General features: G+C 68.1%; 21 protein-coding genes. 15 read left to right on the forward strand and 6 right to left on the reverse strand.

What is annotated here, in order from left to right:
* Window positions 1-31 precede the first annotated feature (31 nt).
* Together ACPPVQ_RS05365 and ACPPVQ_RS05370 are read left to right on the forward strand one after the other, a co-directional pair.
* Entirely contained in the window at window positions 32-1,552 is a 1,521-nt protein-coding gene (locus tag ACPPVQ_RS05365) for an MFS transporter (RefSeq protein ID WP_426519388.1), read from the forward strand.
* A gap of 26 nt (window positions 1,553-1,578) precedes the next feature.
* Window positions 1,579-2,706, forward strand: a complete 1,128-nt coding sequence (locus tag ACPPVQ_RS05370; RefSeq protein WP_426519390.1) for a glycerate kinase — start codon at window positions 1,579-1,581, stop codon at window positions 2,704-2,706.
* Between the two features lie 208 nt (window positions 2,707-2,914).
* Here ACPPVQ_RS05370 and ACPPVQ_RS05375 read toward each other — a convergent pair whose 3' ends face one another.
* The 3 genes from ACPPVQ_RS05375 to ACPPVQ_RS05385 form a co-directional block, all read right to left on the reverse strand.
* Window positions 2,915-4,357, reverse strand: coding sequence for an FGGY family carbohydrate kinase (locus ACPPVQ_RS05375; protein ID WP_426519392.1), 1,443 nt, complete (start codon window positions 4,355-4,357; stop codon window positions 2,915-2,917).
* A gap of 102 nt (window positions 4,358-4,459) precedes the next feature.
* Window positions 4,460-5,656, reverse strand: coding sequence for a xylose isomerase (xylA, locus tag ACPPVQ_RS05380; protein ID WP_426519394.1), 1,197 nt, complete (start codon window positions 5,654-5,656; stop codon window positions 4,460-4,462).
* An 83-nt stretch (window positions 5,657-5,739) separates the two neighbouring features.
* A complete protein-coding gene (locus ACPPVQ_RS05385) occupies window positions 5,740-6,738 on the reverse strand; it encodes a LacI family DNA-binding transcriptional regulator (RefSeq protein WP_426519396.1) in 999 nt (332 codons plus the stop codon).
* Between the two features lie 230 nt (window positions 6,739-6,968).
* Here ACPPVQ_RS05385 and ACPPVQ_RS05390 point away from each other — a divergent pair, with 230 nt between their 5' ends.
* The 7 genes from ACPPVQ_RS05390 to ACPPVQ_RS05420 all read left to right on the forward strand — a co-directional run bounded on the left by ACPPVQ_RS05390 (window position 6,969) and on the right by ACPPVQ_RS05420 (window position 15,629).
* Complete coding sequence (locus ACPPVQ_RS05390; protein ID WP_426519398.1) at window positions 6,969-8,255, forward strand: ABC transporter substrate-binding protein; 1,287 nt, start codon at window positions 6,969-6,971, stop codon at window positions 8,253-8,255.
* Window positions 8,256-8,267: 12 nt separating this feature from the next.
* On the forward strand, window positions 8,268-9,293 hold the full coding sequence (locus ACPPVQ_RS05395) for a carbohydrate ABC transporter permease (RefSeq protein WP_426519400.1): 1,026 nt from the start codon (window positions 8,268-8,270) through the stop codon (window positions 9,291-9,293).
* The gene (locus ACPPVQ_RS05400; RefSeq protein ID WP_426519402.1) at window positions 9,290-10,156 is read left to right on the forward strand and encodes a carbohydrate ABC transporter permease; all 867 of its coding nucleotides are present in this window, start codon (window positions 9,290-9,292) and stop codon (window positions 10,154-10,156) included. The genes ACPPVQ_RS05395 and ACPPVQ_RS05400 overlap by 4 nt, the downstream gene beginning before the upstream one ends.
* A 42-nt stretch (window positions 10,157-10,198) precedes the next feature.
* Window positions 10,199-12,529, forward strand: a complete 2,331-nt coding sequence (locus ACPPVQ_RS05405; protein WP_426519404.1) for a glycoside hydrolase family 3 N-terminal domain-containing protein — start codon at window positions 10,199-10,201, stop codon at window positions 12,527-12,529.
* A gap of 138 nt (window positions 12,530-12,667) precedes the next feature.
* Complete coding sequence (locus ACPPVQ_RS05410) at window positions 12,668-13,852, forward strand: Gfo/Idh/MocA family protein (protein ID WP_426519406.1); 1,185 nt, start codon at window positions 12,668-12,670, stop codon at window positions 13,850-13,852.
* A complete protein-coding gene (locus ACPPVQ_RS05415) occupies window positions 13,849-14,547 on the forward strand; it encodes a ThuA domain-containing protein (RefSeq protein WP_426519408.1) in 699 nt (232 codons plus the stop codon). The genes ACPPVQ_RS05410 and ACPPVQ_RS05415 overlap by 4 nt, the downstream gene beginning before the upstream one ends.
* Entirely contained in the window at window positions 14,532-15,629 is a 1,098-nt protein-coding gene (locus tag ACPPVQ_RS05420; RefSeq protein WP_426519410.1) for a Gfo/Idh/MocA family protein, read from the forward strand. The genes ACPPVQ_RS05415 and ACPPVQ_RS05420 overlap by 16 nt, the downstream gene beginning before the upstream one ends.
* Window positions 15,630-15,668: 39 nt before the next feature.
* On the opposite strand, the gene ACPPVQ_RS05425 is transcribed toward ACPPVQ_RS05420, so the two are convergent.
* Window positions 15,669-16,634, reverse strand: coding sequence for an acetylxylan esterase (locus ACPPVQ_RS05425; RefSeq protein ID WP_426519412.1), 966 nt, complete (start codon window positions 16,632-16,634; stop codon window positions 15,669-15,671).
* Between the two features lie 118 nt (window positions 16,635-16,752).
* Here ACPPVQ_RS05425 and ACPPVQ_RS05430 point away from each other — a divergent pair, with 118 nt between their 5' ends.
* The 6 genes from ACPPVQ_RS05430 to ACPPVQ_RS05455 all read left to right on the forward strand — a co-directional run bounded on the left by ACPPVQ_RS05430 (window position 16,753) and on the right by ACPPVQ_RS05455 (window position 24,473).
* Window positions 16,753-18,009: an ROK family protein gene (locus ACPPVQ_RS05430; RefSeq protein WP_426519414.1), complete on the forward strand. Its 1,257-nt coding sequence runs from the start codon at window positions 16,753-16,755 to the stop codon at window positions 18,007-18,009.
* A 261-nt stretch (window positions 18,010-18,270) separates the two neighbouring features.
* Window positions 18,271-19,527 carry a multidrug effflux MFS transporter gene (locus ACPPVQ_RS05435; RefSeq protein WP_426519416.1) on the forward strand — a complete coding sequence of 419 codons (1,257 nt, stop codon included), beginning with the start codon at window positions 18,271-18,273 and terminating at the stop codon, window positions 19,525-19,527.
* 41 nt (window positions 19,528-19,568) lie between these two features.
* A complete protein-coding gene (locus tag ACPPVQ_RS05440; protein ID WP_426519418.1) occupies window positions 19,569-20,273 on the forward strand; it encodes a phosphatase PAP2 family protein in 705 nt (234 codons plus the stop codon).
* Window positions 20,274-20,336: 63 nt separating this feature from the next.
* On the forward strand, window positions 20,337-21,350 hold the full coding sequence (locus ACPPVQ_RS05445) for a LacI family DNA-binding transcriptional regulator (protein ID WP_426519420.1): 1,014 nt from the start codon (window positions 20,337-20,339) through the stop codon (window positions 21,348-21,350).
* A gap of 213 nt (window positions 21,351-21,563) precedes the next feature.
* Window positions 21,564-23,081, forward strand: coding sequence for an alpha-N-arabinofuranosidase (locus tag ACPPVQ_RS05450; protein WP_426519422.1), 1,518 nt, complete (start codon window positions 21,564-21,566; stop codon window positions 23,079-23,081).
* Between the two features lie 114 nt (window positions 23,082-23,195).
* Window positions 23,196-24,473 (forward strand): saccharopine dehydrogenase family protein, encoded by a 1,278-nt coding sequence (locus ACPPVQ_RS05455; protein ID WP_426519424.1) that lies wholly within the window; start codon window positions 23,196-23,198, stop codon window positions 24,471-24,473.
* Here ACPPVQ_RS05455 and ACPPVQ_RS05460 read toward each other — a convergent pair.
* The gene (locus ACPPVQ_RS05460; protein WP_426519426.1) at window positions 24,470-25,288 is read right to left on the reverse strand and encodes an aminoglycoside phosphotransferase family protein; all 819 of its coding nucleotides are present in this window, start codon (window positions 25,286-25,288) and stop codon (window positions 24,470-24,472) included. The two genes, ACPPVQ_RS05455 and ACPPVQ_RS05460, sit on opposite strands and share 4 nt — an antisense overlap.
* Window positions 25,285-26,127, reverse strand: coding sequence for a helix-turn-helix domain-containing protein (locus ACPPVQ_RS05465; protein ID WP_426519428.1), 843 nt, complete (start codon window positions 26,125-26,127; stop codon window positions 25,285-25,287). The genes ACPPVQ_RS05460 and ACPPVQ_RS05465 overlap by 4 nt, the downstream gene beginning before the upstream one ends.
* Window positions 26,128-26,140 lie beyond the last annotated feature (13 nt).

Below are 26,140 nucleotides of genomic sequence, written 5' to 3' on the forward strand. Positions count from 1 at the left end.
AGGTGTCAGTCGCGGGTTCTAGGCTTGCACCATGACTTTCGACCCAGCCGAGGCGCATCGCCGGAACGCTGAGCCGACCGGAGCATCCGCCGATCCGCCGTCACCGACGCGGGTGGCTGCGCTCGCGCCGGCACGCGGGGAGTTCCCGAGTGGCGGGGTTCTCAGCCCGCACTACCGCTGGATCAGCATCGGGATGTGCGTGCTCATCATGCTCACGGCGTTCGAAGCACTCGCCGTGACCACGATCATGCCGACGATCAGCCGGGAGCTCGACGGTGCGTCGCTGTACGCGTTCGCGTTCGCCGGCCCCCTGGCGATCAGCGTGGTCGGGATGGTGCTGGCCGGGGCGTGGTCCGACCGCGGCAACCCGCGCAACGTTCTGTTCGCATCCGTCGCCCTGTTCGTCGTCGGCCTGCTCATCGCCGGCCTCGCGCCGACGATGGGAGTCTTCGTCGTGGGACGTCTGGTGCACGGGTTCGGCGGCGGCGCCATGACCGTCGTGTTCTATGTGATCGTCGCGCGCGTCTACCCGCCGGTCCTGCATCCACGGATCTTCGCGGGCTTCGCCGCTGCCTGGGTCATCCCTTCGCTGATCGGGCCGCTCATCGCGGGACTCGTGGCCGAATCGGTCGGCTGGCGGTGGGTGTTCCTCGGCGTTGTCGCGCTGGTGCTGCTCGCGATGTTCATGGTCGTGCCCGTGATGCGGTCACTGCATGCGCCGGGCAGCGACATCGACCGGCCCGCCTGGAACATCCGACGCATCGGCTGGGCGGTCCTGGTCGCGCTAGCGGTGCTGGCCATCAGCCTGTCGGCGGAATCGAGCGGGCCGGTGCAGTGGATCGTCCCCGTCGTGGCGGTGGTCGTCGCCGGGCTGGCCCTGAGGCCGCTGCTGCCGCCGCGCACATTGAGCGCGCGCCGCGGGCTGCCGAGCGTGATCCTGCTCCGCGGTCTCGTCGCGGCGACGTTCTTCGGCACCGAAGTGTACATCCCTTATATGCTGTCGAGCCAGTTCGGCCTGTCGCCCGCGATCGCAGGCCTTGCGCTGACGGCGGCCGGAATCACCTGGTCGGCGGCGTCGTGGGTGCAAGGGCGATTCCCGGGCATCAGTCATCTCGCCAGCATCCGGGTCGGAATGGGCCTGATGGCGATCGCGATCGCTGTGTCACTGGCGACGGCGCTGTTGGCGCTCGATCCGGTGATCCAGATCATCGGATGGGCCATCGCCGGCGGCGGAATGGGCCTCATGTATCCGAGGCTGACGGTCATGACCCTCGAATATTCGACGACGTCCGACCAGGGTTTCAACAGTTCGGCGCTGTCGATCGCAGACTCGATCGGGTCGGCGGTGGCCCTCGCTGCGACGGCAATCGCCTTCGCCGCGCTCCAGCCTGCAGGCGGAGCGTGGCCGTTCGCCGGGGCTTTCGCCGTCACCGGAACGATCTGCGTTGTGGCGCTGCTCCTCGGGGGCCGCGTGGTCGCCCGTCGTGGTGCCGCGCCCGACACCGTCTGTGTCGCCGGGGGCGCTGCGTCACACGCTGCCGACCCGCTCTGAGCGCAGCGCTCTGCCACGATGTTCCCATGACGGGATCGCGCACGGTGGTGGTCGCGCCGGACTCCTTCAAAGGTTCGGCGTCTGCCGCCGAGATCGCGCGGGCGATTTCCGTCGGCTGGACGAGCGTGCGGCCGGACGACCGCGTCGTGCCTGCCCCCATGGCGGACGGCGGCGAAGGAACCATCGATGCCTTTGAGCTCTCGATCCCCGAAGCCACACGCATCCCCATCGTCGTGCAGGGCCCGGCCGGCGCGCAGGTGGCGACGTCGTGGCTGCTGCTCCCGTCGAGCGCGGAATTTCCCGGCGGCGTCGGCCTCGTCGAGCTTGCCGCAACGAGCGGGATCACGCTCCTTGACGAGCTCGCCCCACTGGACGCGCACACGCTGGGTTTCGGCCAGGCGATCGCCGACGCACTCGACCACGGTGTCTCGCGACTACTGCTCGCGATCGGCGGGAGCGCATCCACCGACGGAGGTGTGGGCGCCCTCGCCGCACTCGGCGCACGGTTCTCCGACGCGCAGGGCCGGCCCATCCGCCTCGGCAACCGCGGACTCGGAACGCTGGCGCGTGTCGACCTCAGCGGACTTCGTGCTCTTCCGGATGGGGGAGCCGCCATCCTGAGCGATGTCACGAACCCGTTGCTCGGTCCCAGCGGCGCTGCGGCCGTATTCGGTCCGCAGAAGGGTGCGAACGAAGCCCAGGTGCTCGGCCTCGAGTCCAGCCTCGCCCGGCTCGAACGCCTCGTGCGAACGGCGCGGCCCACGGTGCGTGGAACGACACCCGGCGCGGGGGCGGCGGGCGGGACAGGCTTCGGCCTGCTCGCCTGGGGAGCCGTGCTCGCCCCTGGTGCCGACGCGGTCGGCGCCGCACTGGGCCTGCCGGTCCTTGTCGCTGCTGCCGACGTGGTCGTCACCGGAGAAGGCAGATTCGATGCGCAGTCGGCCGCGGGCAAGGTGCCGACCTATGTCGCGGGCCTCGCCCGGTCTGCCGGTGCCCGGGCTCTCCTTGTCGCCGGCACGATCGACGCGGATGACGTTCCGTTCGACGACGCCGTCTCACTCGTCGAACTCGCGGGCAATGCGGCGGATGCGATGGCCGACCCGGCAACCTGGGCTCGCGCGGCGGGCGCGCTGCTGGCATCGCGCATCCGCTGACGCTCGGCCCGCTGGCCGTGCGCCTGCGCCGCTCGCCGTGCGCCGCTCGCCGTGCGCCGCTCGCCGTCTGGCCGTCTGGCCGTATGGCCGTCTGGCGGCCGAGTGTGCCCGTTCCGGCCGAGAGTGGTCGTTCTGCAGGGCACTCTCGTCCGCAACAGCCGCTCTCGGCGGCGGGCGCTCGGTGCTCGGGCGCGGGGCCAGGCGCCCGCTACGCGCTCAGCGCCGCGTACCGCGCATACTGCTCGCGGACGACCCGCCGGTGGTCCCGCGCCGGCTCCGCGACGATCGCCAGCGGCCACGACGGACGGGCGCCGGTCAGCACCCATGCCGCTTGCACGGCAGCGCCGTTCGCCACGTATTCGCCGGGCTCCGGAATCACCACCGCCGCGTCGAAGACCTGCGCCGCCACGGCAACCACCGCCGGGTTCTGGGCGGCGCCGCCGATGATCAGGATGCGCGTCTCACGCACCCCGACCGCCCGCACGGCGTCGAGCCCCGCGGCCAGCCCGCACAGCATCCCTTCGACGGATGCGCGCGCGAGGTTTCCGCGCGACGACGACGCAAGGGTGAGTCCGTGGAGGCTCGCCGTCGCATCGGGAAGGTTCGGCGTGCGCTCGCCTTCGAAGTAGGGCACGAGTACGACCCCCTCCGACCCGGCTTCGGCGGAAAGCGCGAGCTCGGCGAGACCGGCGTGGTCGACGTCGAGCACGCGGGCGACGGCGTCGAGCACGCGGGCAGCGTTGAGGGTCGCGACGAGGGGGAGTGAGAGGCCGCTCGCGTCGGCGAAACCGGCGACGGCGCCGGTGACATCTGCGGTCGGATGCTCGGTGACGGCGAACACCGTCCCGCTCGTTCCCAGGGACACCACGACGTCGCCTGCGCCGGCGCCCAGCCCGAGCGCAGCGCCTGCGTTGTCGCCGGCACCGGGGCCGACGATGACACCGGCCGGTGTCGACCCGGCAGCCTCGGCGGCACCAAGGACCCGGGGGAGAACGACTGCGCCTGCCGGGCCTTCCGTGCCGGCCTCGCGACCCGGGCGCCCGAGCGCTCGTTCGAAGAGGTCGAGGTCGTATGCACCGGCGGCAGCGCTCCAGTAGGCCGTGCCGCTCGCGTCGGACCGGTCGGTGCGGAGTTCCTCCAGCACCGGCCCGAGCGGGCTCTCGCCGACCGGGCCGAAGCCGCGGAGCCGCCAGGTGAGCCAGTCGTGGGGGAGCGCGACAGCTGCGACACGAGCGGCGTTGGCGGGCTCGGTGTCGCGCAGCCAGCGCAGCTTGGTCGCGGTGAAGGATGCGACCGGGACGACTCCGGTCCGTCGCGAATACTCGTCGGCGCCGACCTCCGCGATCAGGTCGAGCGCGGCCTGCGCGCTGCGGGTGTCGTTCCAGAGGAGCGCGGGCCGGATGACCTGGCCCGCTTCATCGAGGATCACCATGCCGTGCTGCTGGCCTGCCACCGCGATCGCGGCGACATCGTCGAGACCGCCGGCGTCGGCGATCGCGGTCTGGAGGGCATCCCACCAGAAGGCCGGGTCGACTTCGGTGCCGTCGGGGTGGACCGCCCGGCCGGAGCGCACGTGTGCTCCCGACTCGAGGTCGCGCACGACGACCTTGCAGCTCTGCGTGGATGAGTCGACTCCGGCGACAAGCGTCATGGTTGTTCCTTCGGTGCTTCGACGACGAACGGTGAGCCCTGCACGCGACACGCGGGACGCTTCATGCAGGACTCACCGTTCGGCGATCGGGATGGGGTGTGACTAGGAGCGGGCGCCGATCAGGTGTTCGAGGGCCAGCTGCTGCAGGCGGACGAAACCGAAGCCTTTGCCACCGAAGTAGGCGGACGGGTCGAAGTCTTCGTACGATGCGCGGTCGGCGAGGAGGTCGTCGTACGACTCACCGGCGCCGAGGGTCGGCACGGAGAGCTGGGTGACGCGCGAGGCCTCCAGGGCTTCCTGTACTTCGGGATCGGCGCGGAATGCCTGCGCGCGCTCCTTGAGCAGCAGGTAGGTGCGCATGTTGGCCGCGGCCGAGTCCCACACGCCGGTGATGTCTTCGGTGCGCGACGGCTTGTAGTCGAAGTGGCGCGGGCCGTCGTACGACGGGCCGCCGTTGGGGCCGCCGTTCTCGAGCAGGTCGACGAGTGCGAACGCGTTCTGCAGGTCGCCGTGCCCGAACACGAGGTCCTGGTCGTACTTGATGCCGCGCTGGCCGTTGAGGTCGATGTGGAACAGCTTGCCCTGGTACAGCGCTTGCGCGATGCCTGCTGCGAAGTTCAGGCCGGCCATCTGTTCGTGGCCGACCTCGGGGTTCACGCCGACGAGCTCCGGACGTTCGAGGGTTTCGATGAACGCCATCGCGTGGCCGACGGTCGGCAGCAGGATGTCGCCGCGCGGCTCGTTCGGCTTCGGCTCGATCGCGAAGCGGATGTCGTAGCCCTTGTCGGTGACGTAGTCGCCGAGCAGGTTGACGGCCTCGCGGTAGCGCTCGAGGGCGGCACGGATGTCTTTGGCCGCGTCGTACTCGGCGCCTTCGCGTCCGCCCCACATCACGAACGTCTTCGCGCCGAGTTCGGCGGCGAGGTCGAGGTTGCGGAGCACCTTGCGCAGGGCGAAGCGACGCACCTCACGGTCATTGGAGGTGAAGCCGCCGTCTTTGAAGACGGGCGCGCTGAACAGGTTGGTGGTGATCATCGGGATGATCAGGCCGGTGTCGCTGAGGGCCTGCTTCAGGCGGTCGATCTGCTTCTGGCGCTCTGCATCGGTCGAGCCGAAGGCGAAGAGGTCGTCGTCGTGGAACGTGAGGCCGTATGCGCCGAGCTCGTTGAGCCGGGTCACTGCCTCGACGACGTCGAGCTGGGGACGGGTGGGGCCGCCGAACGGATCGGTGCCGTTGTAGCCGATGGTCCACAGACCGAAGGAGAATTTGTCGTCGCGGGTGGGAGTCGTCGTGCTCATAAGTCTGCTTCCTTCAGCATCATTGGTGATTTGTTGCGAGTACAAACATATAGCCAGGAGCTCTTAAAGGCAACTCGCCCTCATTATCGCGGAGGTGCGGTCGTCGCGCGCACGATCAGCCGGGTCGGCAGGCGGATGTGGGTGGGCGATGGGGAGTCGCCTCTCATGAAGGCCACCAGAAGGTCGGCGGCGGCCGCACCGAGGGCCTGCATGGGCTGCGCCACCGTCGTCAGCTGTGGTGTGTGCATGGACGCTTCCGGCACATCGTCGAATCCGACGACCGACAGGTCTTCCGGAACCTTCAGCCCGAGGTCGGTGGCTGCTTTGATGACGGCGATGGCTGAGAGGTCGTTCGCGGCGAACACCGCAGTCGGCCGGTCGGCACGCGACAGCAGGCGCGTCGCCGCTTCGCGACCGGTGTCCTGCTGGTATCGCCCGACGCCGACGAGCGACGCCTCGAAGGGGATTCCCGCTTCGGCGAGAGCGCGGCGGTAGCCGGCGTCACGGAGGATGGACGACCGGAGGTCGGGGCGCCCGGCGACGAAGCCGATGCGGCGGTGTCCGAGTTCGATCAGGTAACTCGTCGCCTGGCGGGCTCCGGTGAAGCTGTCGGACTCGACAGTCGGCAGGTCGGCGTGGCCGGTGTGCGGGTCGATCGCCACGATCGGAACGTCGGCGGTCACGTTCACCACGGTCGGGGTGACCATGATCGCCCCGTCGATGAGGGTACCGCTCAGCCGGCTGAGCGAGCGGCGTTCCCAGCCCTCGCTCGAGAGCTGCCGTGAACCGCTGTAGGCGAGCAGGTCGTAGCGAGAGTCGTGCAACGCCGTGCCGACGCCCTTCAGGATCTCGGCGCTGAACGGTTCGAAGTCTGCGACGAGTACGCCGATGACACCCGTTCGGCGGGATCGCATGCTGCTGGCGACCAGGCTCGATTCATAGCCGAGCTTCTCGACCGCCTCGAGCACGCGTTCGACGGTTTCGACGGCAATTCCGTAGCGTCCGTTCACCGCTTTCGACACGGTGGATACGGATACGCCGGCTGCGGCAGCCACGTCATGAATGGTCGGTCGTCGTCCCATGAACCCTGAATATAGCGCAATGGAAATTGTTTTCGAAAACGTTTGACACTCTCAGGCGGGTTTGTAACACTGATGGACCATCCGGGCCTGAGTCCGGGGACCCCTATGGGATCGCGGTCGGCCGCAGTGCTACGAGGCAGTCGCACGAGCCGGCGCAACGCGCTCCCAGTTCACCAGGTACCTCGAACATCCGAGGTCCTGCTCAACGAAGAGAACAGGTTGGAAATCACATGAAAGCCAAGAAGCTCCTTGCGGGGGCGGCTGTTCTGGTTGCCGGCATGATGGCACTGAGTGCCTGTAGCGCTCCCAGCAGCAACTCCAGCAACGGCAAGGTCACCATGACCCTGTGGCAGAACTCGACTACTGGCCCCGGCCAGCAGTTCTGGAAGGATGCGGCAGCATCGTTCCACACGAAGAACCCCAACGTCACCATCAAGGTCCAGACCGTCCAGAACGAGGCCCTCGACGGCAAGCTCCAGACGGCACTGAACTCCGGCGACGCGCCCGACATCTTCCTGCAGCGTGGTGGCGGCAAGATGGCGGCGATGGTGCAGGCCGGACAGCTGATGGACCTCACCGGCAAGATCTCCTCCGCCACCAAGGCGAACATCTCCGACGGTTCGTTCAAGTCGGAGACCTACCAGGGCAAGGTCTGGGCGATGCCCCTCTCGGTGCTCCCCGGCGGTCTGTTCTACAGCAAGGACGTGTTCAGCAAGGCCGGCATCACCCAGGCGCCGGCGACGATCGACGACCTGTCGGCCGACGTCACGAAGCTGAAGGCCACCGGAGTCGCTCCGATCGCGCTCGGCGCCAAAGACGCCTGGCCCGCCGCTCACTGGTTCTACTGGTTCTCGCTGCGCGAGTGCTCGGGTGACACCATGCAGAAGACCGCGGATTCGAAGGACTTCTCCGACCCGTGCTGGCTGAAGGCCGCTACCGACCTGCAGAAGTTCGCCGGCGAGAAGCCGTTCAACAACGGATTCCTCACCACCTCCGCTCAGCAGGGCGCGGGTAGCTCGGCCGGTCTCGTGGCGAACCACAAGGCCGCGATGGAGCTCATGGGCGCCTGGGACCCGGGAGTGATCGCATCGCTCACGCCCGACCAGAAGCCGCTTCCGGACCTCGGTTTCTACCCGTTCCCCGAACTCTCCGGCGGCAACGGCGAGCCCGGCTCGATCATGGGTGGTGTCGACGGGTACTCCTGCTCGGCCAAGGCCCCGAAGGAATGCGCCGACTTCCTGAACTACATCGCGAGCACGGAGCAGCAGACCGCCTACTACAAGGCGTACAACTCCCCGCCGGTCAACACTGAGGCGCAGAAGGCCGTCACCGAGCCATACCTGAAGGATGTCCTGGCCGCCTACAACAAGGCGCCGTTCGTCTCGCAGTGGCTCGACACGATCCTCGGCCAGAACATCGGAAACGCGCTCAACGTCGCTGTCGTCGACATGCTGGCGGGCAAGAGTGACCCCAAGGGGCTCATCCAGGCCGCCAACGACGCAGCCAAGAAGGGCTAAGAGGAACATCGAGTGAGCAACACCCGCGAGAAAACCTCGACCGAAAAAGGGTCGAAGGCCGATCTCGCGCAGCGAGGCGGGGGCGGCGCGAACGCGTCGCTCCCGCCGAAGCCGCGGCGTCGCCGCCGCGGCTTCGGCTGGGCGGGGCGTATGGAGATCGCCATCCTGGCAGGGCCGGCGGTCCTCGTCTTCATCGGCTTCGTGATCTTCCCGGTCGTCATGGCCGCCTACTACGGATTCTTCCGGTGGAACGGCTACGGCCCGCCGACCGACTTCGTCGGTCTGCAGAACTACGTCGTCATCGTCACGGACAAGGCGTTCCAGGAGGCGCTGGGCCACAACCTCTTCATCCTGGTCATGTCCCTGGTCCTCCAGGGGCCGGCCGCGATCCTCCTTGCGCTGCTGCTCAACCGCAAGATGCGCGGACAGTCGCTCATCCGCGTGCTGATCTTCGTGCCCTATGTCATCTCCGAGGTCGTGGTCGGAACCGGCCTGAGCCTGATGCTCTCGACCAACGGAGCCCTGAACGGCTTCCTGGAGGCGATCGGCCTCGGTTCGTGGGCTCACGACTGGCTCGCCGATCCGAGTCTCGCCATCTGGACGCTGATGGGCATCCTCACCTGGAAGTACATCGGCTTCGCAGTGATCCTGTTCCTCGCAGGCCTGCAGGGTGTGCCAGAGGAGCTCTACGAGGCTGCAGCTCTCGACGGCGCGTCGTACTGGCAGATCCAGTGGAGGATCACCCTCCCGCTGCTGGCCCCCACCCTCCGCATCTGGGCGTTCCTCTCGGTCATCGGTGCACTGCAGCTGTTCGACCTCGTCTACATCATCTGGGGTCAGTACGTCGCGTCGACGGCCGGGACCTCGACCATGGCGACCTACATGGTCTCGAACGGCCGCGACGCAGGCAACTTCGGGTACGGCAACGCCGTCGCCGTGGTGATCTTCCTCATCTCCCTCATCATCGCGCTGTTCTACCAGCGCTTCGTCCTCCGCCGCGACACCCAGGGCGCACTGACCGAAAGGAAGGCGAAATGAGCGCCATCGCCGCTGCCCGCACCGCACGCCGGAAGGAGCGCAAGGCCCTGCCGTGGGGTTCCCCCGCCGTGTATTTCGTGGCGCTCGTCGTCATCGCACTGATGCTCGTACCGATCGTGTACATCATCATCGGTGGCTTCCGCACGAACTCGCAGATCACGGTCGACCCGGCCGGGTTCCCGAACCCCTGGAACTTCCAGAACTACATCGACGTGCTCACCGGCGGAGTGTTCTGGGCCCAGGTGGGGAACTCACTGATCGCCGCCCTCGTGACGACCATCGGCGTCATTGCGCTCGGTCTTGCTGCCAGCTACGTGCTGGCACGGTACGAATTCAAGGGCCGCGGGGCGCTGTACGCGCTGTTCGCCGCCGGCCTCATGTTCCCGATCACGGTCGCGATCACGCCGTTGTACATCGTCGTGCGCAACCTGGGACTGACGAACTCGCTCGCGGGTGTCATCATCCCGCAGATCGCTTTCGCACTCCCGACGACGATCATCATCCTCGTGCCATTCCTGCGGGCCATCCCGGACGAGCTCCAGGAGGCGGCCTTCATCGACGGCTGCAGCCGGCTGGGATTCTTCTGGCGGATGGTCCTGCGCCTCTCGCTGCCCGGCGTGATCACCGTCGGAATCCTGGCCTTCATCGGCAGCTGGAACAGCTACCTCCTCCCTTTGTTCATCCTGAACGACCAGTCGACCTACACGCTGCCACTCGGCGTGCAGGCGTTCTCGTCGCAATACTCGACGAACACCGCCGCGGTGCTGGCGTTCACGTCGTTGTCGATGATCCCTGCGCTCGTATTCTTCAGCCTGTTCGAGCGCCGCATCGTCGGCGGGCTCACCGGTGCGGTCAAGGGCTGAGCGGCCCCGACCGACCGCCCCAGAGAGAAGTGTGAAAATTTCATGATCAGCCCCGAACTTCCGTTGGTCTCCGACCGCGTGCAGAGCCTGTTCGACACCATGACGCTCGAGGAGAAGCTGGCGCAGCTCGTCGGGTACTGGGTCGACAAGGGCGACGAGGTCGTAGCTCCCATGGCCGGCGAGATGGCCAACTCGACGAAGTACGAGGACGCCACCGAGCACGGCATCGGGCACCTCACCCGTGTGTACGGCACGCGACCGGTCGACCCGGTGGAGCGTGCGAACTGGCTCTGGTCCGAACAGCGGAGGCTCAAGCAGGAGACGCGCCTGGGCATCCCCGCCATCGTCCACGAGGAATGCCTGACCGGGCTCGCCGCGTGGCAGGCGGCCACCTTCCCGACGCCGCTCGCGTGGGGCGCATCGTTCGACCCCGAACTGGTCGAACGGATGGGACGCCTCATCGGTGCCTCGATGCGCGAGCTGGGCATCCACCAGGGTCTGGCTCCCGTGCTCGACGTCATCCGTGACCCGCGCTGGGGACGCGTCGACGAGTGCATCGCCGAGGACCCGTATGTGGTCGGGACCATCGGCAGCGCGTACGTGCGCGGGCTCCAGGAGTCCGGCGTGCATGCGACGCTGAAGCATTTCGTCGGCTACTCCGCCTCCCAGGCAGGACGCAACCACGCGCCGGTGCACGCCGGGATGCGCGAACTCCGCGATGTTCTGCTTCCTCCCTTCGAGATGGCACTGCGCGACGGTGGTGTGCGGTCGGTCATGAACTCCTACGCCGAGATCGACGGGGTGCCGGTCGCGGCGACCCCGGAGTACCTCACCGGGATCCTGCGCGACGAGTGGGGCTTCGACGGCGTCGTCGTCTCGGACTACTTCGCCGTGGCCTTCCTGCACACCATGCACGAGGTGGCGGCGGACCTCGGCGAGGCAGCAGAGCTCGCGCTCGCAGCGGGCATCGATGTCGAGTTGCCGACCGGGGATGCGTTCCTCGAGCCGCTGGCCGCGCGCGTTCGCTCAGGGCGGCTGGATGAAGCGCTCATCGACCGATCGGTGCTTCGCGTCCTCGCGCAGAAGGAGGAGCTCGGCCTGTTCGACGAAACATTCGACGAGCCCCCTGCGTCGATCGACCTCGACACGCAGGCGCACCGCGACACCGCGAGGCAGCTCGCCGAGGAGTCGCTGGTGCTGCTGACGAACGACGGCGTACTGCCGGTCGCGCCCCGCGCCGAACCGTTGCGCATCGCCGTCGTCGGCCCCAACGCCGAGTCGTCCGAAGCGCTCATGGGCTGCTACTCGTTCGTCAACCACGTGCTCGCCCACCACCCCGGTGTCGAGCTCGGGGTGAGCATCCCCTCGGTGCTGGAATCGCTGAAGGACGAGTTCCCCGGGGCCGCGATCACGCACGTCGCGGGCTGTGCGGTCGAAGGCGATGACGCATCCGGTATCCCCGATGCCGTCTCGGCCGTGCAATCGGCCGACGTCGCCTTCGTGATCGTCGGCGACCGCGCAGGCCTGTTCGGGCGCGGCACCGTCGGCGAGGGCAACGACGTCGAGAGCCTGTCCCTGCCGGGAGTCCAGCGTGAGCTGGTCGAAGCCGTCACCGCCACAGGCAAGCCCGTCGTGATGGTCGTGCTCTCGGGCCGTCCGTACGAACTCGGCTGGGCGGTCGGTGGTCCGACGGCTCCGGATGCGCTGCTGCAGGCCTTCTTCCCCGGCGAAGAGGGCGGCCGTGCGATCGCGGAGGTCCTGAGCGGCCGTGTGGCGCCATCCGGTCACCTTCCGGTCTCGCTGCCGCGCTCGGCCGGCGCCCAGCCCTTCTCCTACCTTCACCCGAAGCTCGGGGGCACCTCGGAGATCACGAGCGCCGACAGCACCCCGGTACTGCCGTTCGGCCACGGTCTCACGTACACGACGTTCGAGCGCTCCGAGCTGACGGTGGATGCTGAAGCGGCCACCGGCGCGACCTTCAGCGCACGCGTGCGGGTGCGCAACACCGGTGAGCGTGCAGGCACCGACCTGGTGCAGCTCTACGCGCACGATGTTTATGCAAGCGTGACCCGCCCGGTCGCACAGCTCGTCGGATACGCCCGCGTCGAACTCGCCCCCGGCGACGAGGCCCTCGTCGAATTCGATGTTCCGACGACGCGCCTCTCCTTCACGGACCGGCAGTTCGAGCGCATCGTCGAAGCCGGCGAGATCGACCTCTGGGTCGGTCCGTCCTGCGATGAGCGCGACACCTCGGCCTCGATCACGCTGACCGGGGCTGACCATCATGTGACCCCTGCCGACGAGCGGCTCGTGGGCGTGCGGGTCGAAATTCTGGAGGCCGACGCCGTGGGTGCGGGAATTCCGGTCGACTAACCCCTAACGTCGACCGTGCGGGAACGGCGGGTCCTCAGAGACCCGGCCGCGCACGGTCGACGTCCGGACGTCCGGATGCGCGGGTCGCGACGAGCGACGACCACACGACCCACAACTTCACGCGAGGGAGCGAAAACGATGACCGAGACGAAGCCGACACTGCGCGTAGCGATGGTCGGATACGGATTCATGGGTGCGGCGCACTCGCAGGGCTGGCGCGTCGCTCCACGCTTCTTCGACCTCGCGACCGAGCCCGAAATGACCGTGATCGTCGGACGGGACGCCGGGCGCGTGGAGGCCGCGCGCGAGAAGTTCGGCTGGCTGCGCGCAGAAACCGACTGGCGCCGGGTGATCGACGATCCTGCGATCGACATCGTCGACATCTGCTCGCCGGGCGACTCGCACGCCGAGATCGCCATCGCGGCGCTTGACGCAGGCAAGCACGTGCTGTGCGAGAAACCGCTCGCAAACACGGTCGACGAAGCCGAGCGGATGGTCGAGGCGGCCGAGCGCGCAGCCGCCCGCGGCATCCGCTCGATGGTCGGGTTCAGCTACCGCCGGGTTCCGGCCATCGGATTCGCGAGACAGCTCATCGCGGACGGACGCCTCGGCGACATCCGCCAGACCCGTGCCGAATACCTGCAGGACTGGCTGGTCGACGAGAACGGCCCGATGACCTGGCGCCTGGACAAGACGCTGGCGGGTTCGGGTTCGCTCGGCGACATCGGCGCCCACGCGATCGACATGATCCAGTACCTGACGGGGACGACCGTCGACTCCGTCAGTGGAACGCTCGCGACGTTCGTGACCGAGCGCCCCCTGCTCGGTGAGGGGCGCGGGCTCAGCGGCACCGCATCCGGCGAGCGTGGACAGGTCACCGTGGACGACGCGGCCTGGTTCACCGGCAAGCTCTCGGGGGGTGCGATCGGTTCGTTCGAGGCGACCCGGTACGCGACCGGACGCAAGAACGCCTTCCGCATCGAGATCAGCGGCAACCGCGGCGCGATCGCATTCGACCTGGAGTCAATGAACGAGCTGCAGTTCTACGACGCGACAGCGCCGGCGGGGGAGCAGGGCTTCACGCGCATCCTGGTCACAGAGCCCGAGCATCCGTACATGGCGAACTGGTGGCCGACCGGTCATCTCATCGGCTACGAGCACGCGTTCTCGCACGAAGTGCGCGACTTCGTGGACGACATCGCAGCCGGCCGTGACCCCGAGCCGTCGTTCGCGGACGGCCTGCAGGTGCAGCGGGTGCTGGCCGCAGTCGAGGAGAGCGCGGGCAACGGCAGCGCGTGGACGACGACAGGAGGACGGCGATGACCGGGACGAAGCACGCACTCGTCGTGCGAGGCGGCTGGGACGGACACATGCCCGTCGAGACGACAGCCCTTTTCATCCCGTTCCTCGAGGCGAACGGCTTCGAGGTGCGGGTGGAGGATGGCACGACGATCTATGCCGATGCCGGCTACCTGGACACCGTCGACCTGATCGTTCAGGTCAACACGATGAACACGATCGAGCCGGAGGAGTTCGCCGGCTTGCAGCGGGCGGTGCTGAACGGCGCGGGCATGGCCGGCTGGCACGGCGGCATCGCGGACTCCTACCGGAACAACGCCGACTACCTGCACATGATCGGGGGGCAGTTCGCCCACCATGCGGGCAAGGACCCGGCCGAGCGTGTCGGCGAGCAGTCGGACAACTACATTCCGTACACGGTTCATATCACCGACCTGGGCAAGACGCACCCGATCACGCAGGGCATCGACGATTTCGACCTGGTCACCGAGCAGTACTGGGTGCTCAGCGACGAGTACGACGACGTGCTGGCCACGACGACGCAGGATGTGCGCCCGTGGGATGCGTGGAACCGGCCGGTCACAGCCCCTGCGATCTGGACGCGCCAGTGGGGCAAGGGACGCATCTTCGTCTCGGCTCCCGGGCACCGGATCGAGATCGTCGAAGACCCGAATGTACGGACCATCATCGAGAGGGGACTGCTGTGGGCAGCGCGCTGAATGTCGGAGTCGTCGGGGTCGGGGTCATCAGCAACCAGTACTTCGCCGAGTTCCCGAAACTGTCCAACCTGCGCCTCGCGGCCGTCGCCGACCTCGATCTCACACGTGCCGCATCCGTCGCCGACGTGCAGGGCACCAGGGCGTTGAGTGTGGATGCGCTGCTGGTCGACCCGGGCATCGACGTCGTGCTCAACCTGACGATCCCCGCCGCGCACGCCGAGATCGCGCTGCGCGCCATCGACGGCGGCAAACACGTCTACGGAGAGAAGCCGCTGGCGCTGACGACGGTGGATGCGTCCGGAGTGCTCGCGCGCGCGGCCGACGCGGGTCTCCGGGTCGGCAGCGCGCCGGACACGGTGCTCGGCACCGGCATCCAGACCGCCAGGGCGGTGCTCGACTCGGGGCGGATCGGTGACCCGGTGGGTGCATCCGTGCACTGGACTGCGCCCGGGCACGAGCTCTGGCACCCGGCGCCCGCGTTCTACTACCAGCCCGGCGGCGGACCGCTGTTCGACATGGGCCCGTACTACCTGACCAGCCTCGTGACCTTCTTCGGCCCGGTGAGCCGGGTCTCCGGTGCGGTCAGCCGCTCGGCGCGCGAACGAACGATCGCCACGGGGCCGAATGCCGGGGCGGTGGTTCCGGTCGACGTCGATACGCATGTGACCGCCATCCTGGAGCACGCAAACGGGGTGATCAGCACGGTCACCGTGAGCTTCGAGGTCTGGGCGACCCGCGCACCGTTCTTCGAGGTCTACGGCACGCAAGGGACACTGCAGGTACCCGACCCGAACATGTTCGCCGACACGGTGTCGGTCGCAACGGCTTCTGACCGCAACTGGGTCGAGCTGCCGGCCAGCGCCGGTTACGTGGATGCCGGACGCGGTTTCGGGCTGTCCGACATGGCTCGGGCGATCGAGACGGGGCGGCCGCACCGCGCATCCGGTGAGCTCGCCTTCCACGTGCTCGAGATCATGGAGTCGATCATCACGGCCGGGCGCGAACACCGCGTGGTCGAGCTGGCGAGCACCGTGGAGCGACCCGAACCGGTCTCAGCCGGAAGCGGACCGGCCACCTGGTAGGCGGAGCGCCGTCCGCCGGTGCCTGCGGCGGGCCGGCCGTCAGATGCGGTCGGCGAGCCAGGCGGCCTGGCGCTGCCACTGCTCGGTCTGTCCGCCCTCGTGGTTGTTGAACTCGTAGACGTCGATCGCATGGTCGGCTGACGCGAGGTGGTTGTACGCGGCGTAGATGGTCGAGGGCGGCACGATGTCGTCCATGAGCGCGACCGAGAAGAGTGCCGGTGACACGATGCGCCGCGCGAAATTCACGCCGTCGAAGTACGAGAGCGTCTTGAACACCCGGTCGACGTTGGTCCGGTGCACCGAGAGGTAGCGGGCGATCTCGGCGAACGGGTCGGAGGTCGCGATCTCGGCGCCGCGGCGGAACGCCGACAGGAAGGGCACATCGGGCATGACCGCCCGCACGGCGGGAGCGAGCGCGGCCGAAGCAAGTGCGATGCCGCCTCCCTGGCTTCCGCCGGTGACGGCGATGCGCTCGGGGTCGACGTGCTCCAGTGTGGCGACCGCATCGACCAGTAGTGCGGCATCGGTGAACACGCGACGGTAGTAGTACTCGTTCTCGTCGAGGATGCCGCGGGTCATGAAGCCGGCGGATGCGGGACCGGAGCCGTGCGGGTCAGGCGTGTCGCCGCCCGTTCCCCACCCGCTGCCCTGTCCGCGGGTGTCCATGACGACATGAACGTAGCCGGCCAGCGCCCACAGCATCCGTTCCCCCGGAAGGCCGCGGCCACCGTTGTACCCGAGGTATTCGACGACGACCGGCCGCTTTCCTGCACCCCGCGGTCTGGTCACCCACCCCGCGACCCTTTCGCCGCCGAACCCGCTGAACCGCAGGTCCTCGACGACGAGTTCGGTGATCGGGGTGTTCGCCGGGGCGACCGTCGACGCGGTCGCGAGCGAACGGGCCTCAGTGAGGGTGCGCTCCCAGAACGCGTCGAAGTCGGACGGCTCGGCGACAGTCGGACGGTAGTCGACGAGCTGTTCCAGCGTCAGGTCTGTGAGCGGCACGCTTTCCTCTTTCGTTCAGGTTCCCAACGATAAGTCTGGCAGTTTGTTGTTCGTCGGGACAAAATCCGAGCCCACGGCTACGGATACCCCGGACGATTCGATATGGTTCGTGTGGACTATGACATCCTCGACCGACAGCGCAAAGACCGCGCACCCTGGCACGCCACTCTCGCCGGCACCGACCGGGCCACGGACTGACGTGCCTCTGGGCGCGCGCGGAAACAACCTCGACACGGTGCGACGTCACAACCTCGGCACGGTGCTCGGCCTCGTGCACCGCGGAGGGCCCGCCGCCCGCTCGAAGCTCACACAGTCGACCGGACTGAACCGTTCGACCATCGGCGCGCTCGTCGGCGAACTGGTCGACCTCGGGCTGGTGGTCGAGAGCGAGCCGGGTGTCAGCAACCGGGTGGGCAGGCCCAGCCCCGTGGTGAGCGCATCGGCCGACGTCGTCGCGATCGCGGTCAACCCCGAGATCGACGCCATCACGGTCGGAGTCGTCGGCCTCGACGGCACCCTCCACCGTCGTGTCCGGTACCCGACGGGTCACGCACCGACAGCCGCGGAAGCCGTCACGATCGTCAGCGCGGTCATCGATGGGCTGCGGCCCGACCTGGCGACGTTCGCACGGGTCGTCGGAATCGGCGTCGCGGTGCCCGGGCTCGTTCGCGAGGCAGACGGGGTCGTGCGGCTTGCCCCGAACCTCGAGTGGGTCGATGAGCCGTTCACGGCGATGCTCGCCGAGGCGACCGGCTACCTCACGCGCTCCGCCAACGACGCCGCTCTCGGAGCGACCGCGGAACGCTACTTCGGCGCGGGCCGGGCGGCGTACGATCTCGTCTACATCAACGGCGGCGCCAGTGGTGTCGGCGCGGGCGTCATCGTCAACGGCGACCCGCTCACCGGGATCTCCGGGTATGCGGGCGAACTGGGCCACACGCTGGTCAACAGCAACGGTGTGCGCTGCCACTGCGGCGCGATCGGATGCCTTGAAACCGAGGTCAGCCAGGCCTCCCTCCTCGGGGTGCTCGGGCTCGCATCCGCCGACAGTGACGAACTCGACCGGGCGCTCGCCGCATCCGCCCACGACCCGGCCGTTGCCGAGGAGATCGACCGGCAGCTGCGGTTCCTGGCGGTGGCGATGCGCAATGCGACGAACGTGTTCAACCCGCAGCTGATCGTGCTCGGCGGGTTCCTCGGGGCGCTGTACCAGATCGCTCCCGGACGGCTCGAGCGACTCATCGCCGACCAGGCGCTGAAGGCGTCGGGGGAGACCCTGGCGATCGCCAGGGCGGAGCTCGGCTCGCGGTTGCTCATGGTCGGCGCTGCGGAACTGGCGTTCGGGCCGCTGCTCGCAGACCCTGCCGGCGCCTGAGGGGCGCTTCCCGCACGCGACCGTGGCGGTTCCGCAATTGCACGGCACCGGGTTCAGTAGAGACAGCGCGAAATTCCGTATGGGAACGGTCACAAACGGGGCCGCGCATCCACTAAGCTGGTGAAGGCCGGGAAGTCGAATCGATTCGATCGAATCGTTTCGTCCCACCGCCCGCTCCCGCTGGACCTCGAGTCCGCGCTCCCCATCCACTTCTCACCGTGGTCGTTCGCGACCGCGGTGTTCGCTTTCCCAAGGACATCTGTGACTACCGTCTCTCTCAGGACCTCCGGGATCACCGTCGTGCACCCCGGTGACTCGCTTTCCGGCCGCCAGCGCCTCGCGTACATCCTGATCCTCGGTGCCCTGACCGCGCTCGGGCCGTTCACGATCGACATGTACCTGCCGGCGCTGCCCACGCTCGAGAGCGAGTTCGGCGTATCGACGGCGGCGATCCAGCTCACGCTGACGGCGACGACCATCGGGTTCGGGCTCGGGCAGCTGATCGTCGGCCCCTGGAGCGACAAGGTCGGCCGCAGGCTGCCGCTGATCCTCGCGACCGCCGTGCACATCCTCGCCTGCGTCGGCGCCGCGCTCTCGCCGAACGTCGAGCTCCTCGCCACGTTCCGCGCGTTGCAGGGCATCGGCGCGGCGGCCGGTGGTGTCGTCGCCATGGCGATGGTGCGCGACCTGTTCGGCGGCCGCCCCCTGGTGCGGATGCTCAGCCGCCTCGCACTGGTCAGCGGGCTCGCCCCGGTGCTTGCGCCGGTCATCGGCTCCCAACTGCTGCTCGTCATGCCGTGGCGTGGCATCTTCCTCATCCTCGCCGTCTACGGCCTGTTCGTCATCGTCTGCGTGAGCCTCTGGATCGTCGAGACGCTTCCGAAGGCACGCCGGCGCGACGCAGGGCACTCGACGGTCCGCCAGCGTTACAAGGCTGTCCTCAGCGACCGCGTGTTCGTCGGCATCGCGATCGTCGGAGCGATGAACTTCACCGGCCTCTTCGCGTACCTCTCGTCGAGTTCCTTCATCTTCCAGGGCATCTACGGCTTCGACGCGCAGCAGTACGGTCTGCTGTTCGCCGTCAACTCGATCGGCATCATCATCGGCGTCCAGTCGTCGGCGCGCATCACGAAGTACGTCGGGCCCCAGTGGATCCTGGCCGTCACCACGGTCGTGATGCTGGTGTCGGCGCTGCTGATCGTCATCCTCGGCCAGGCCGGCGCCGGGATCTGGGGGACGGTCATCCCTCTCTGGTTCTTCATCGCGGCCTGCGGTTTCGGGTTCCCGTGCGTGCAGGTGCTCGCACTGAACGGTCACGGGCACGAGGCCGGCACCGCGGCGTCGCTGCTCGGCGCGGCCAACTTCGGGATCGCCGGCATCATCTCCCCGGTCGTCGGGCTGCTGGGAGTCAGCAACGCGGTTCCCATGGGCGCCGTCATGGCGGTGACGTCGACGGTGAGCATCTGTGCGCTCTGGTTCGTCGTGAGGCCCCGCACGGTTCCCGCACTCGCCCACTGATGCTGGGAGGAGTCTGGGAGACCGCACGGTAGCGTGTGGGGATGACCGGCGACCACCCCGACGGGGGCGACCTGCAGCAGGCGCACACCATCTCGCGTTTCTGGCCTGTGGTCTCCGCATCGGTGGCGCTCGCCCTCGTTCTCATCATGGCCGGCATCATCGCGTTGCGCCCGACGGAGCCCTTCGCGATCGACCTGCGCTGGATGGGCGAGGTCGTCGAACATCGTTCTCCGTTCTGGACCGTCCCGGCGCTTGTCATGAACGCCCTCGGCGGCGGCCTCATCGGTGTCGTGATCATTCCGCTGGGGATCGTCGCCGCATTCCTGCTCTGGCGAAGACCCTGGGCGGCTCTCTACTACGCGATCGCGGCCGCTCTCAGCGCAGGCTGTGTGCAGCTCCTGAAGGTCACCGTGGACCGTGCGCGTCCCGAGGATATGCTCGTCCAGTCGGATCCGGGTTCATTCCCGTCAGGGCATACGGCGAACGCCGCGACGACGGCGGTGGCCATCGCCATCATCTTCTACCCGAGGGTCTGGCTGTGGGTCGCCGGTGGTGCGTATGCCGTTGCGATGGCGTTGAGCCGCACCTACCTCGGTGCACACTGGCTGAGCGACACGATCGGCGGACTCCTGCTGGGGGCCGGGGTGGCCGTGCTGGTGTGGGCGCCGCTCGCCTACAAGCTCGCCGCCGAGGGGGCCAGACCGCATCCTTTCGCCCTGGCCAGAAAACCGTCTCCAACGTTGTAGAGTGCCTGTGCGGGGGAGTGCGACGCTGTCAGGGGTCGCCTTCCGCCATGAAGGAGGCGGACGATGGCGGTCACGATGCACGATGTCGCGAGGGCCGCCGGCGTCTCTATCAAGACGGTCTCCAACGTCATCAACGATTACCCGCATATCCGTCAGGAGACTCGCTCGCGGGTCCTCGAGGCCATCTCTGCGCTCGGCTACCAGCCCAACCTGTCCGCCCGCGGTCTCCGGTCCGGCCGCACCGGCGCGATCAGCCTCATCATTCCCGACCTGAAGAATGCGTATTTCGCCGAACTGGCAGATGCCGTGATGCGCGCCGCCGCCCAGCACGACCTGGTGGTGATGATCCAGCAGAGCGGCGGCGATCGCGACCGGGAACTCGAAGTGCTGCACGGCCCCCGTATGCGCATGGTCGACGGCATCCTCTTCAGCGTGCTGGCGCTGGGGCAGGAGGACGCGGGGCTCCTCGACATTCCCACCCCGCTGGTGCTTCTCGGTGAGCGCATCTTCAACGGTCCGGCCGACCACGTGACGATGCAGAACGTCGCCGGCGCACGGGCTGCGACGGAATACATGATCTCGCTCGGGCGCAAGCGCATCCTCGCGTTCGGCGCGCACGAGAACGAGGTCATCGGGTCCGCCGGGCTGCGCCTCACGGGCTACAAGGAGGCGCTCACCGCTGCAGGGATGCCCTACCGCGAGGAACTCGTGGTGCACGTGGGCAACTGGCACCGTGGTGACGGGGCGGATGCGATGCGCGCCGCACTGGCATCCGGTCTCGATTTCGACGCCGTCGTCGCGTTCAACGACTTGATCGCCCTCGGTGCGGTGCGTGTGCTGCAGGAGCGCGGCATCCGCGTGCCGGAGGATGTCGCGGTGATCGGTTTCGACGACATCGATGAGACGCGGTACTCGCTGCCGTCCCTGTCGACGGTCGACCCCGGCCGGGAGGAGATCGCCGAGACGGCGGTACGGGTGCTCCTCGAGCGCATCGCCGACCCCGGCCGCTCCGTCCCGCCGCGCGAGTTCGAGGCCGCCTTTCGCATCGTGGAGCGCGAGTCGACGGCCGTCGTGTGAGCCGGCGCTTCCCGGGACGCTCCCCGGGAGGCGGCGCTCACTGGGCAGAAGTTGTCGTCACGGCGGCCGGCGTAGCGACAACAACAGTCAAGTGATGGATGCTCACCCAACCCCGGGGCCGGGAACGCTTGACAGGGCAGCGTGCGATCGGAAGTATGGGTTTACATCGTTGTGATACAACGTTGTAAATCAACAGGAACCCGAAAGAAGACCATGGTCACCGCACGCCTCACGATCGACCCGCAATTCACCGTCGGCACCGTCAATCCGCGACTGTTCGGCTCGTTCGTCGAACACCTCGGCCGGTGTGTCTACGACGGCATCTACGAACCGGGGCACCCGACCGCTGATGCCGAAGGATTCCGCAGTGACGTCATCGAGCTCGTCAAGGAGCTCGGGGTCTCCACTATCCGCTACCCCGGCGGCAACTTCGTCTCCGGGTTCCGCTGGGAGGACAGCGTCGGCCCGCGTGAAGAACGCCCGCGTCGTCTCGACCTCGCCTGGCATTCGACGGAGACGAACGAGGTGGGTCTGCACGAGTTCTCGTCGTGGCTCGAGAAGGTCGGCAGCGAGCTGATGCTCGCGGTGAACCTCGGAACCCGGGGGACGCTCGAAGCACTCGACCTCCTCGAGTACACGAACATCGCATCCGGAACCGCGCTCAGCGACCGTCGCATCGCGAACGGCCGCACAGACGCCTTCGGCATCGGGATGTGGTGCCTCGGCAACGAGATGGACGGACCGTGGCAGCTCGGTCACCGTTCCGCCGATGACTACGGAAAGCTCGCCTCGCAGACGGCGAAGGCCATGCGGCAGCTCGACCCGTCGCTGGAGCTCGTCGTGTGCGGGTCGTCGGGCGCCTCGATGCCGACGTTCGGCGAGTGGGAGCGAGTCGTGCTGACGCACACGTACGACGACGTGGACTACATCTCGTGCCACGCGTACTACGAGGAGAAGAACGGCGACCTGGGGAGCTTTCTCGCATCCGCCGTCGACATGGACCGCTTCATCGAGTCGGTGGTCGCGACCGCCGACCACGTCAAAGCGGTCAAGCGCAGCGACAAGACGATCAACATCTCCTTCGACGAGTGGAACGTCTGGTACCTCGACCGCTACCAGGAGGTCGACAAGATCGAAGGCATCGACAACTGGCCGGTCGCCCCGCGGCTGCTCGAGGATTCCTATTCGGTGGCGGATGCCGTGGTGTTCGGAAGCCTGCTCATCTCGCTCCTGAAGCACGCAGACCGGGTCACCAGCGCATCCCTCGCCCAGCTCGTCAACGTGATCGCGCCGATCATGACCGAGCCCGGTGGCGCGGCGTGGCGCCAGACCACCTTCTTCCCCTTTGCGCTCACGTCGCGCCTGGCCACGGGTTCGGCGCTCGAGGTGCGGCTGACGAGCGACACGTACGCTACCGACGCGTACGGCGAGGTGGACCTCGTCGACGCCGTCGCGACCCACGACGAGGCGACCGGCACGACGGCAGTGTTCCTCGTGAACCGCAGCCAGACGGAGCATGCGACGGTGACCATCGACCTGGCCGCGCTGGGCGGCGTCTCGGTGCGCGACGCGCAGACGCTGACGGATGACGACATCCAGGCCCGCAACACCCTCGACGACCAGACTCGTGTCGGCCTTCGCCCCAACACGTCGGTCGTCGTCGACGACGCGACGACCACCATCACCATCACCCTCCCGCCCGTCTCCTGGACCGCGCTCTCGCTGTCCTGATTTTCGCCGAGAGTCGCCGTTTCGTCCGGATGAGCCCGGCAGGGCGGCGATTCTCGGCGCGAACGGCGACTCTCGCCCCCGATCGTGTCTGCGCCCGCGAGTAGGGTGGCGGTCATGAGAATCCTCCTGGTCGGCGCCGGAGGCGTCGGAGACGCCATCGCGAAGATCGCCGCGAGGCGCTCGTTCTACGAGCACATCGTCGTGAGCGACTACGACATCGCGCGGGCCGAGAAGACGATCGCGTGGATCGCGCTCAAGCACGGCGCGGAGGTCGCTGACCGGTTCACGGCGTCGGCGATCGACGCATCCGACCCCGACAGCGTGGAGCGGGTCGCCCGCGAGCACGGGGCATCCCACGTGATGAACGCCGTCGAGCCGAAGTTCGTGCCGACGATCTTCGCCGGGGCGCTCGCCGCGGGAGCCGACTACCTCGACATGGCGATGAGCCTCTCGGAGCCGCACCCGACCGAGCCGTACTCGAAGACGGGCGTGAAGCTCGGCGACGACCAGTTCGCACTCCGCAGCGACTGGGAGACCGCCGGCCGGCTCGCCCTGGTCGGCATGGGTGTGGAGCCCGGCCTGAGCGACGTGTTCGCCCGGTACGCCGCCGACCACCTCTTCAGCGAGCTCGACGAACTGGGTACCCGCGACGGTGCGAACCTCGTCGTTCGCGACGCGGATGGCCACGAGGTCTTCGCCCCGTCGTTCAGCATCTGGACGACCATCGAAGAATGCCTGAACCCCCCAGTCATCTTCGAGAAAGATGCCGGCTGGTACACGACGCCGCCGTTCAGCGAGCCCGAAGTGTTCACCTTTCCCGAGGGCATCGGTCCGGTGGAATGCGTCAACGTCGAGCACGAAGAGGTGCTGCTCATGCCACGCTGGATCGACGCGAAGCGCGTCACCTTCAAGTACGGGCTCGGCGTCGAGTTCATCAGCATCCTGCGCACGCTCCACCAGCTCGGCCTCGACTCGACCATCCCCATCCGCGTACGCAGCGAGAGCGGCCCTGTGCACGTCGCTCCACGCGATGTGGTCGCCGCGGCACTCCCCGACCCCGCGACGATCGGGCCCCGCATGACCGGCAAGACCTGTGCGGGTGTCTGGGCGACCGGTACCGGCGTCGACCGGTCGCCGCGCGAGGTGTACCTCTATCACGTCAGCGACAACGAGTGGACGATGCGCGAATACGAGTGCCAGTGCGTCGTCTGGCAGACCGCGCTCAACCCGGTGATCGCGCTCGAACTGCTCGCGACGAACGTGTGGACGGGAATCGGCGTGCTCGGCCCTGAGGCGTTCGACGCGCAGCCGTTCCTCGAGCTGATGGCGCGTCCGGAGGCCGACGGCGGCTACGGTCAGGCGTGGGGCATGGAGGACCGGCTCGCAGGCTAGCCGAGTATCCGTTCGGCCGCGAGGCCGACCTGCAGCGCGTGGCGGCCGCCGTCGCCTGACCGCTCGCTCCAGGCGGACGACAGCCCGCACCATGCGACGGTCCACGCGGTCATCCGTTCATGTGCGATGCCGGTCTGCCTGCAGATGATCGCAAGCTGCCGCTCGAGCCGTCCGGGCCCGAGGGCGACACGAGCGTCCGGGTTGCAGAGGATGTTCGCGAAATCGAACGCGCGATCGCCCCTGACGTGTTTCGGGTCGATGGCACGCCATCCGTCATCACCGAAGTCGAGCACATTGCCGTGGTGCACGTCACCGTGGAGAACGACCGGTTCGCTCTTCTCGTTGATCAGCATTCGGGCGACGGATGCGGCCCGCCCGAAGAACCCCCCTCGCGTTTCGGCATGCACGAAGAGCTCGCAGAACCAGCGGTCAAGGCCCACGAGGCCCTCGGGTGGCTCTCCGCGCACCGCGTGAAGTGTCGACGCAGCGGCGCACAGCACCCGCGTCGCCTCGTCGTCCTGGTCGCCGCCTGCCTCGGCCATGGCGGTGAGTGACCGCGTGCCCTCAGCGCGTAGGAGCACGATGGCGGGTCCGTCGTGTTCGAGCACCGGCGCCGATCCCCGCCCGTTCCACCAGACCATGAGGCGCGAACCCAGCTCCTCCTCGCGCTCCGTGGCGACCTTGAGGATCGCTTTGCGCCCCCATGCGACTACAGGGATGAGCGCGCTTGACGGAGTCGTGAAGGCCGGTCCATCGCGCACGAGTTTCCAGCGCTCGAGGTAGGGAGCGACGATCGACTCGGCTCGTGAGCTCACGGGGCCTCCGGCGTGTCCGGCGCACCCGGCCGGGCCGCCGTCGCATACGCGCCCGGCGTCGAGCCGACGACGGTCTTGAACTCCCTGCTGAAATGCGCCTGGTCGGCATACCCGAGGGCAGCGGCGAGGTCGGCGAGGGCAGGCGGGTTCTCGCTGCGGAGCGCCGCAGCCGCCTCCTGCAGGCGGGAACGCTGGATGAGCCACTTGGGCGAGAACCCGATGTGGCTGCCGACGAGACGTTGCAGGCGCCGGATGCCGATGCCGAAACGCTCGGCGACCTGCTCGACACGCAGGAGGTCGCGATCGCCTTCGACCGCGCTCACGATCCGGTTGACGAGTGCCGCGTCGTCGTCGGGCTCCGCAACGCGCTCGAGGAGCCAGTGCTCGAACAGGTCGACCGCGGTGAGGTCGGCGCCCGAGGGGAGGAGCAGACGGAGCTCCGCAGTGAGAGGGTCGGTGCCCGTCAGCCCGAGGGCGGAGAGCTCGGCAGACGCGGGGAACGAGCGGATGCTCGCGCCGAGCAGCATGCGCGCGGTACCGGGCTGGAGCATCGCCCCGAACGCCCATCCGGTGCCGGCGAGGGTGCGTGCGCCCCGCCCGCGATGGGCGCGATACAGGCGCGCTTCGTCGGCTTCGACGACGATGTTCGTCGTCGGGTACTCCAGCACGTCCTGCCGGAGTCGCACGCCATCGGGCAGGCTCCAGCGTGGCACCCAGTAGTGCCTGACGAGCGTCGCGGCCCGCGGACCGGCCCAGTACCGATCGATGCGCACCGGACTCTCAGCGGGCTCCGGCGTCAGCAGGCCCTTGCTGAGCGGCTGGCCGACGGTGGTCTTCACGGTGCAATACTTC

The organism is Leifsonia sp. McL0618 (assembly GCF_049994905.1).
Classification (GTDB): Bacteria; Actinomycetota; Actinomycetes; order Actinomycetales; family Microbacteriaceae; genus Diaminobutyricibacter.

What these genes read in the sequence shown, in the direction of transcription:
- ACPPVQ_RS05440 (WP_426519418.1), top strand. Translation starts at nt 19,569, where the DNA reads ATGACCGGCGACCACCCCGACGGGGGCGACCTGCAGCAGGCGCACACC.
- ACPPVQ_RS05385 (WP_426519396.1), bottom strand. Translation starts at nt 6,738, where the DNA reads ATGGGACGACGACCGACCATTCATGACGTGGCTGCCGCAGCCGGCGTA.
- ACPPVQ_RS05390 (WP_426519398.1), top strand. Translation starts at nt 6,969, where the DNA reads ATGAAAGCCAAGAAGCTCCTTGCGGGGGCGGCTGTTCTGGTTGCCGGC.
- ACPPVQ_RS05450 (WP_426519422.1), top strand. Translation starts at nt 21,564, where the DNA reads ATGGTCACCGCACGCCTCACGATCGACCCGCAATTCACCGTCGGCACC.
- ACPPVQ_RS05400 (WP_426519402.1), top strand. Translation starts at nt 9,290, where the DNA reads ATGAGCGCCATCGCCGCTGCCCGCACCGCACGCCGGAAGGAGCGCAAG.
- ACPPVQ_RS05405 (WP_426519404.1), top strand. Translation starts at nt 10,199, where the DNA reads ATGATCAGCCCCGAACTTCCGTTGGTCTCCGACCGCGTGCAGAGCCTG.
- ACPPVQ_RS05430 (WP_426519414.1), top strand. Translation starts at nt 16,753, where the DNA reads ATGACATCCTCGACCGACAGCGCAAAGACCGCGCACCCTGGCACGCCA.
- ACPPVQ_RS05370 (WP_426519390.1), top strand. Translation starts at nt 1,579, where the DNA reads ATGACGGGATCGCGCACGGTGGTGGTCGCGCCGGACTCCTTCAAAGGT.
- ACPPVQ_RS05365 (WP_426519388.1), top strand. Translation starts at nt 32, where the DNA reads ATGACTTTCGACCCAGCCGAGGCGCATCGCCGGAACGCTGAGCCGACC.
- ACPPVQ_RS05410 (WP_426519406.1), top strand. Translation starts at nt 12,668, where the DNA reads ATGACCGAGACGAAGCCGACACTGCGCGTAGCGATGGTCGGATACGGA.
- ACPPVQ_RS05375 (WP_426519392.1), bottom strand. Translation starts at nt 4,357, where the DNA reads ATGACGCTTGTCGCCGGAGTCGACTCATCCACGCAGAGCTGCAAGGTC.
- ACPPVQ_RS05455 (WP_426519424.1), top strand. Translation starts at nt 23,196, where the DNA reads ATGAGAATCCTCCTGGTCGGCGCCGGAGGCGTCGGAGACGCCATCGCG.
- xylA (WP_426519394.1), bottom strand. Translation starts at nt 5,656, where the DNA reads ATGAGCACGACGACTCCCACCCGCGACGACAAATTCTCCTTCGGTCTG.
- ACPPVQ_RS05445 (WP_426519420.1), top strand. Translation starts at nt 20,337, where the DNA reads ATGGCGGTCACGATGCACGATGTCGCGAGGGCCGCCGGCGTCTCTATC.
- ACPPVQ_RS05415 (WP_426519408.1), top strand. Translation starts at nt 13,849, where the DNA reads ATGACCGGGACGAAGCACGCACTCGTCGTGCGAGGCGGCTGGGACGGA.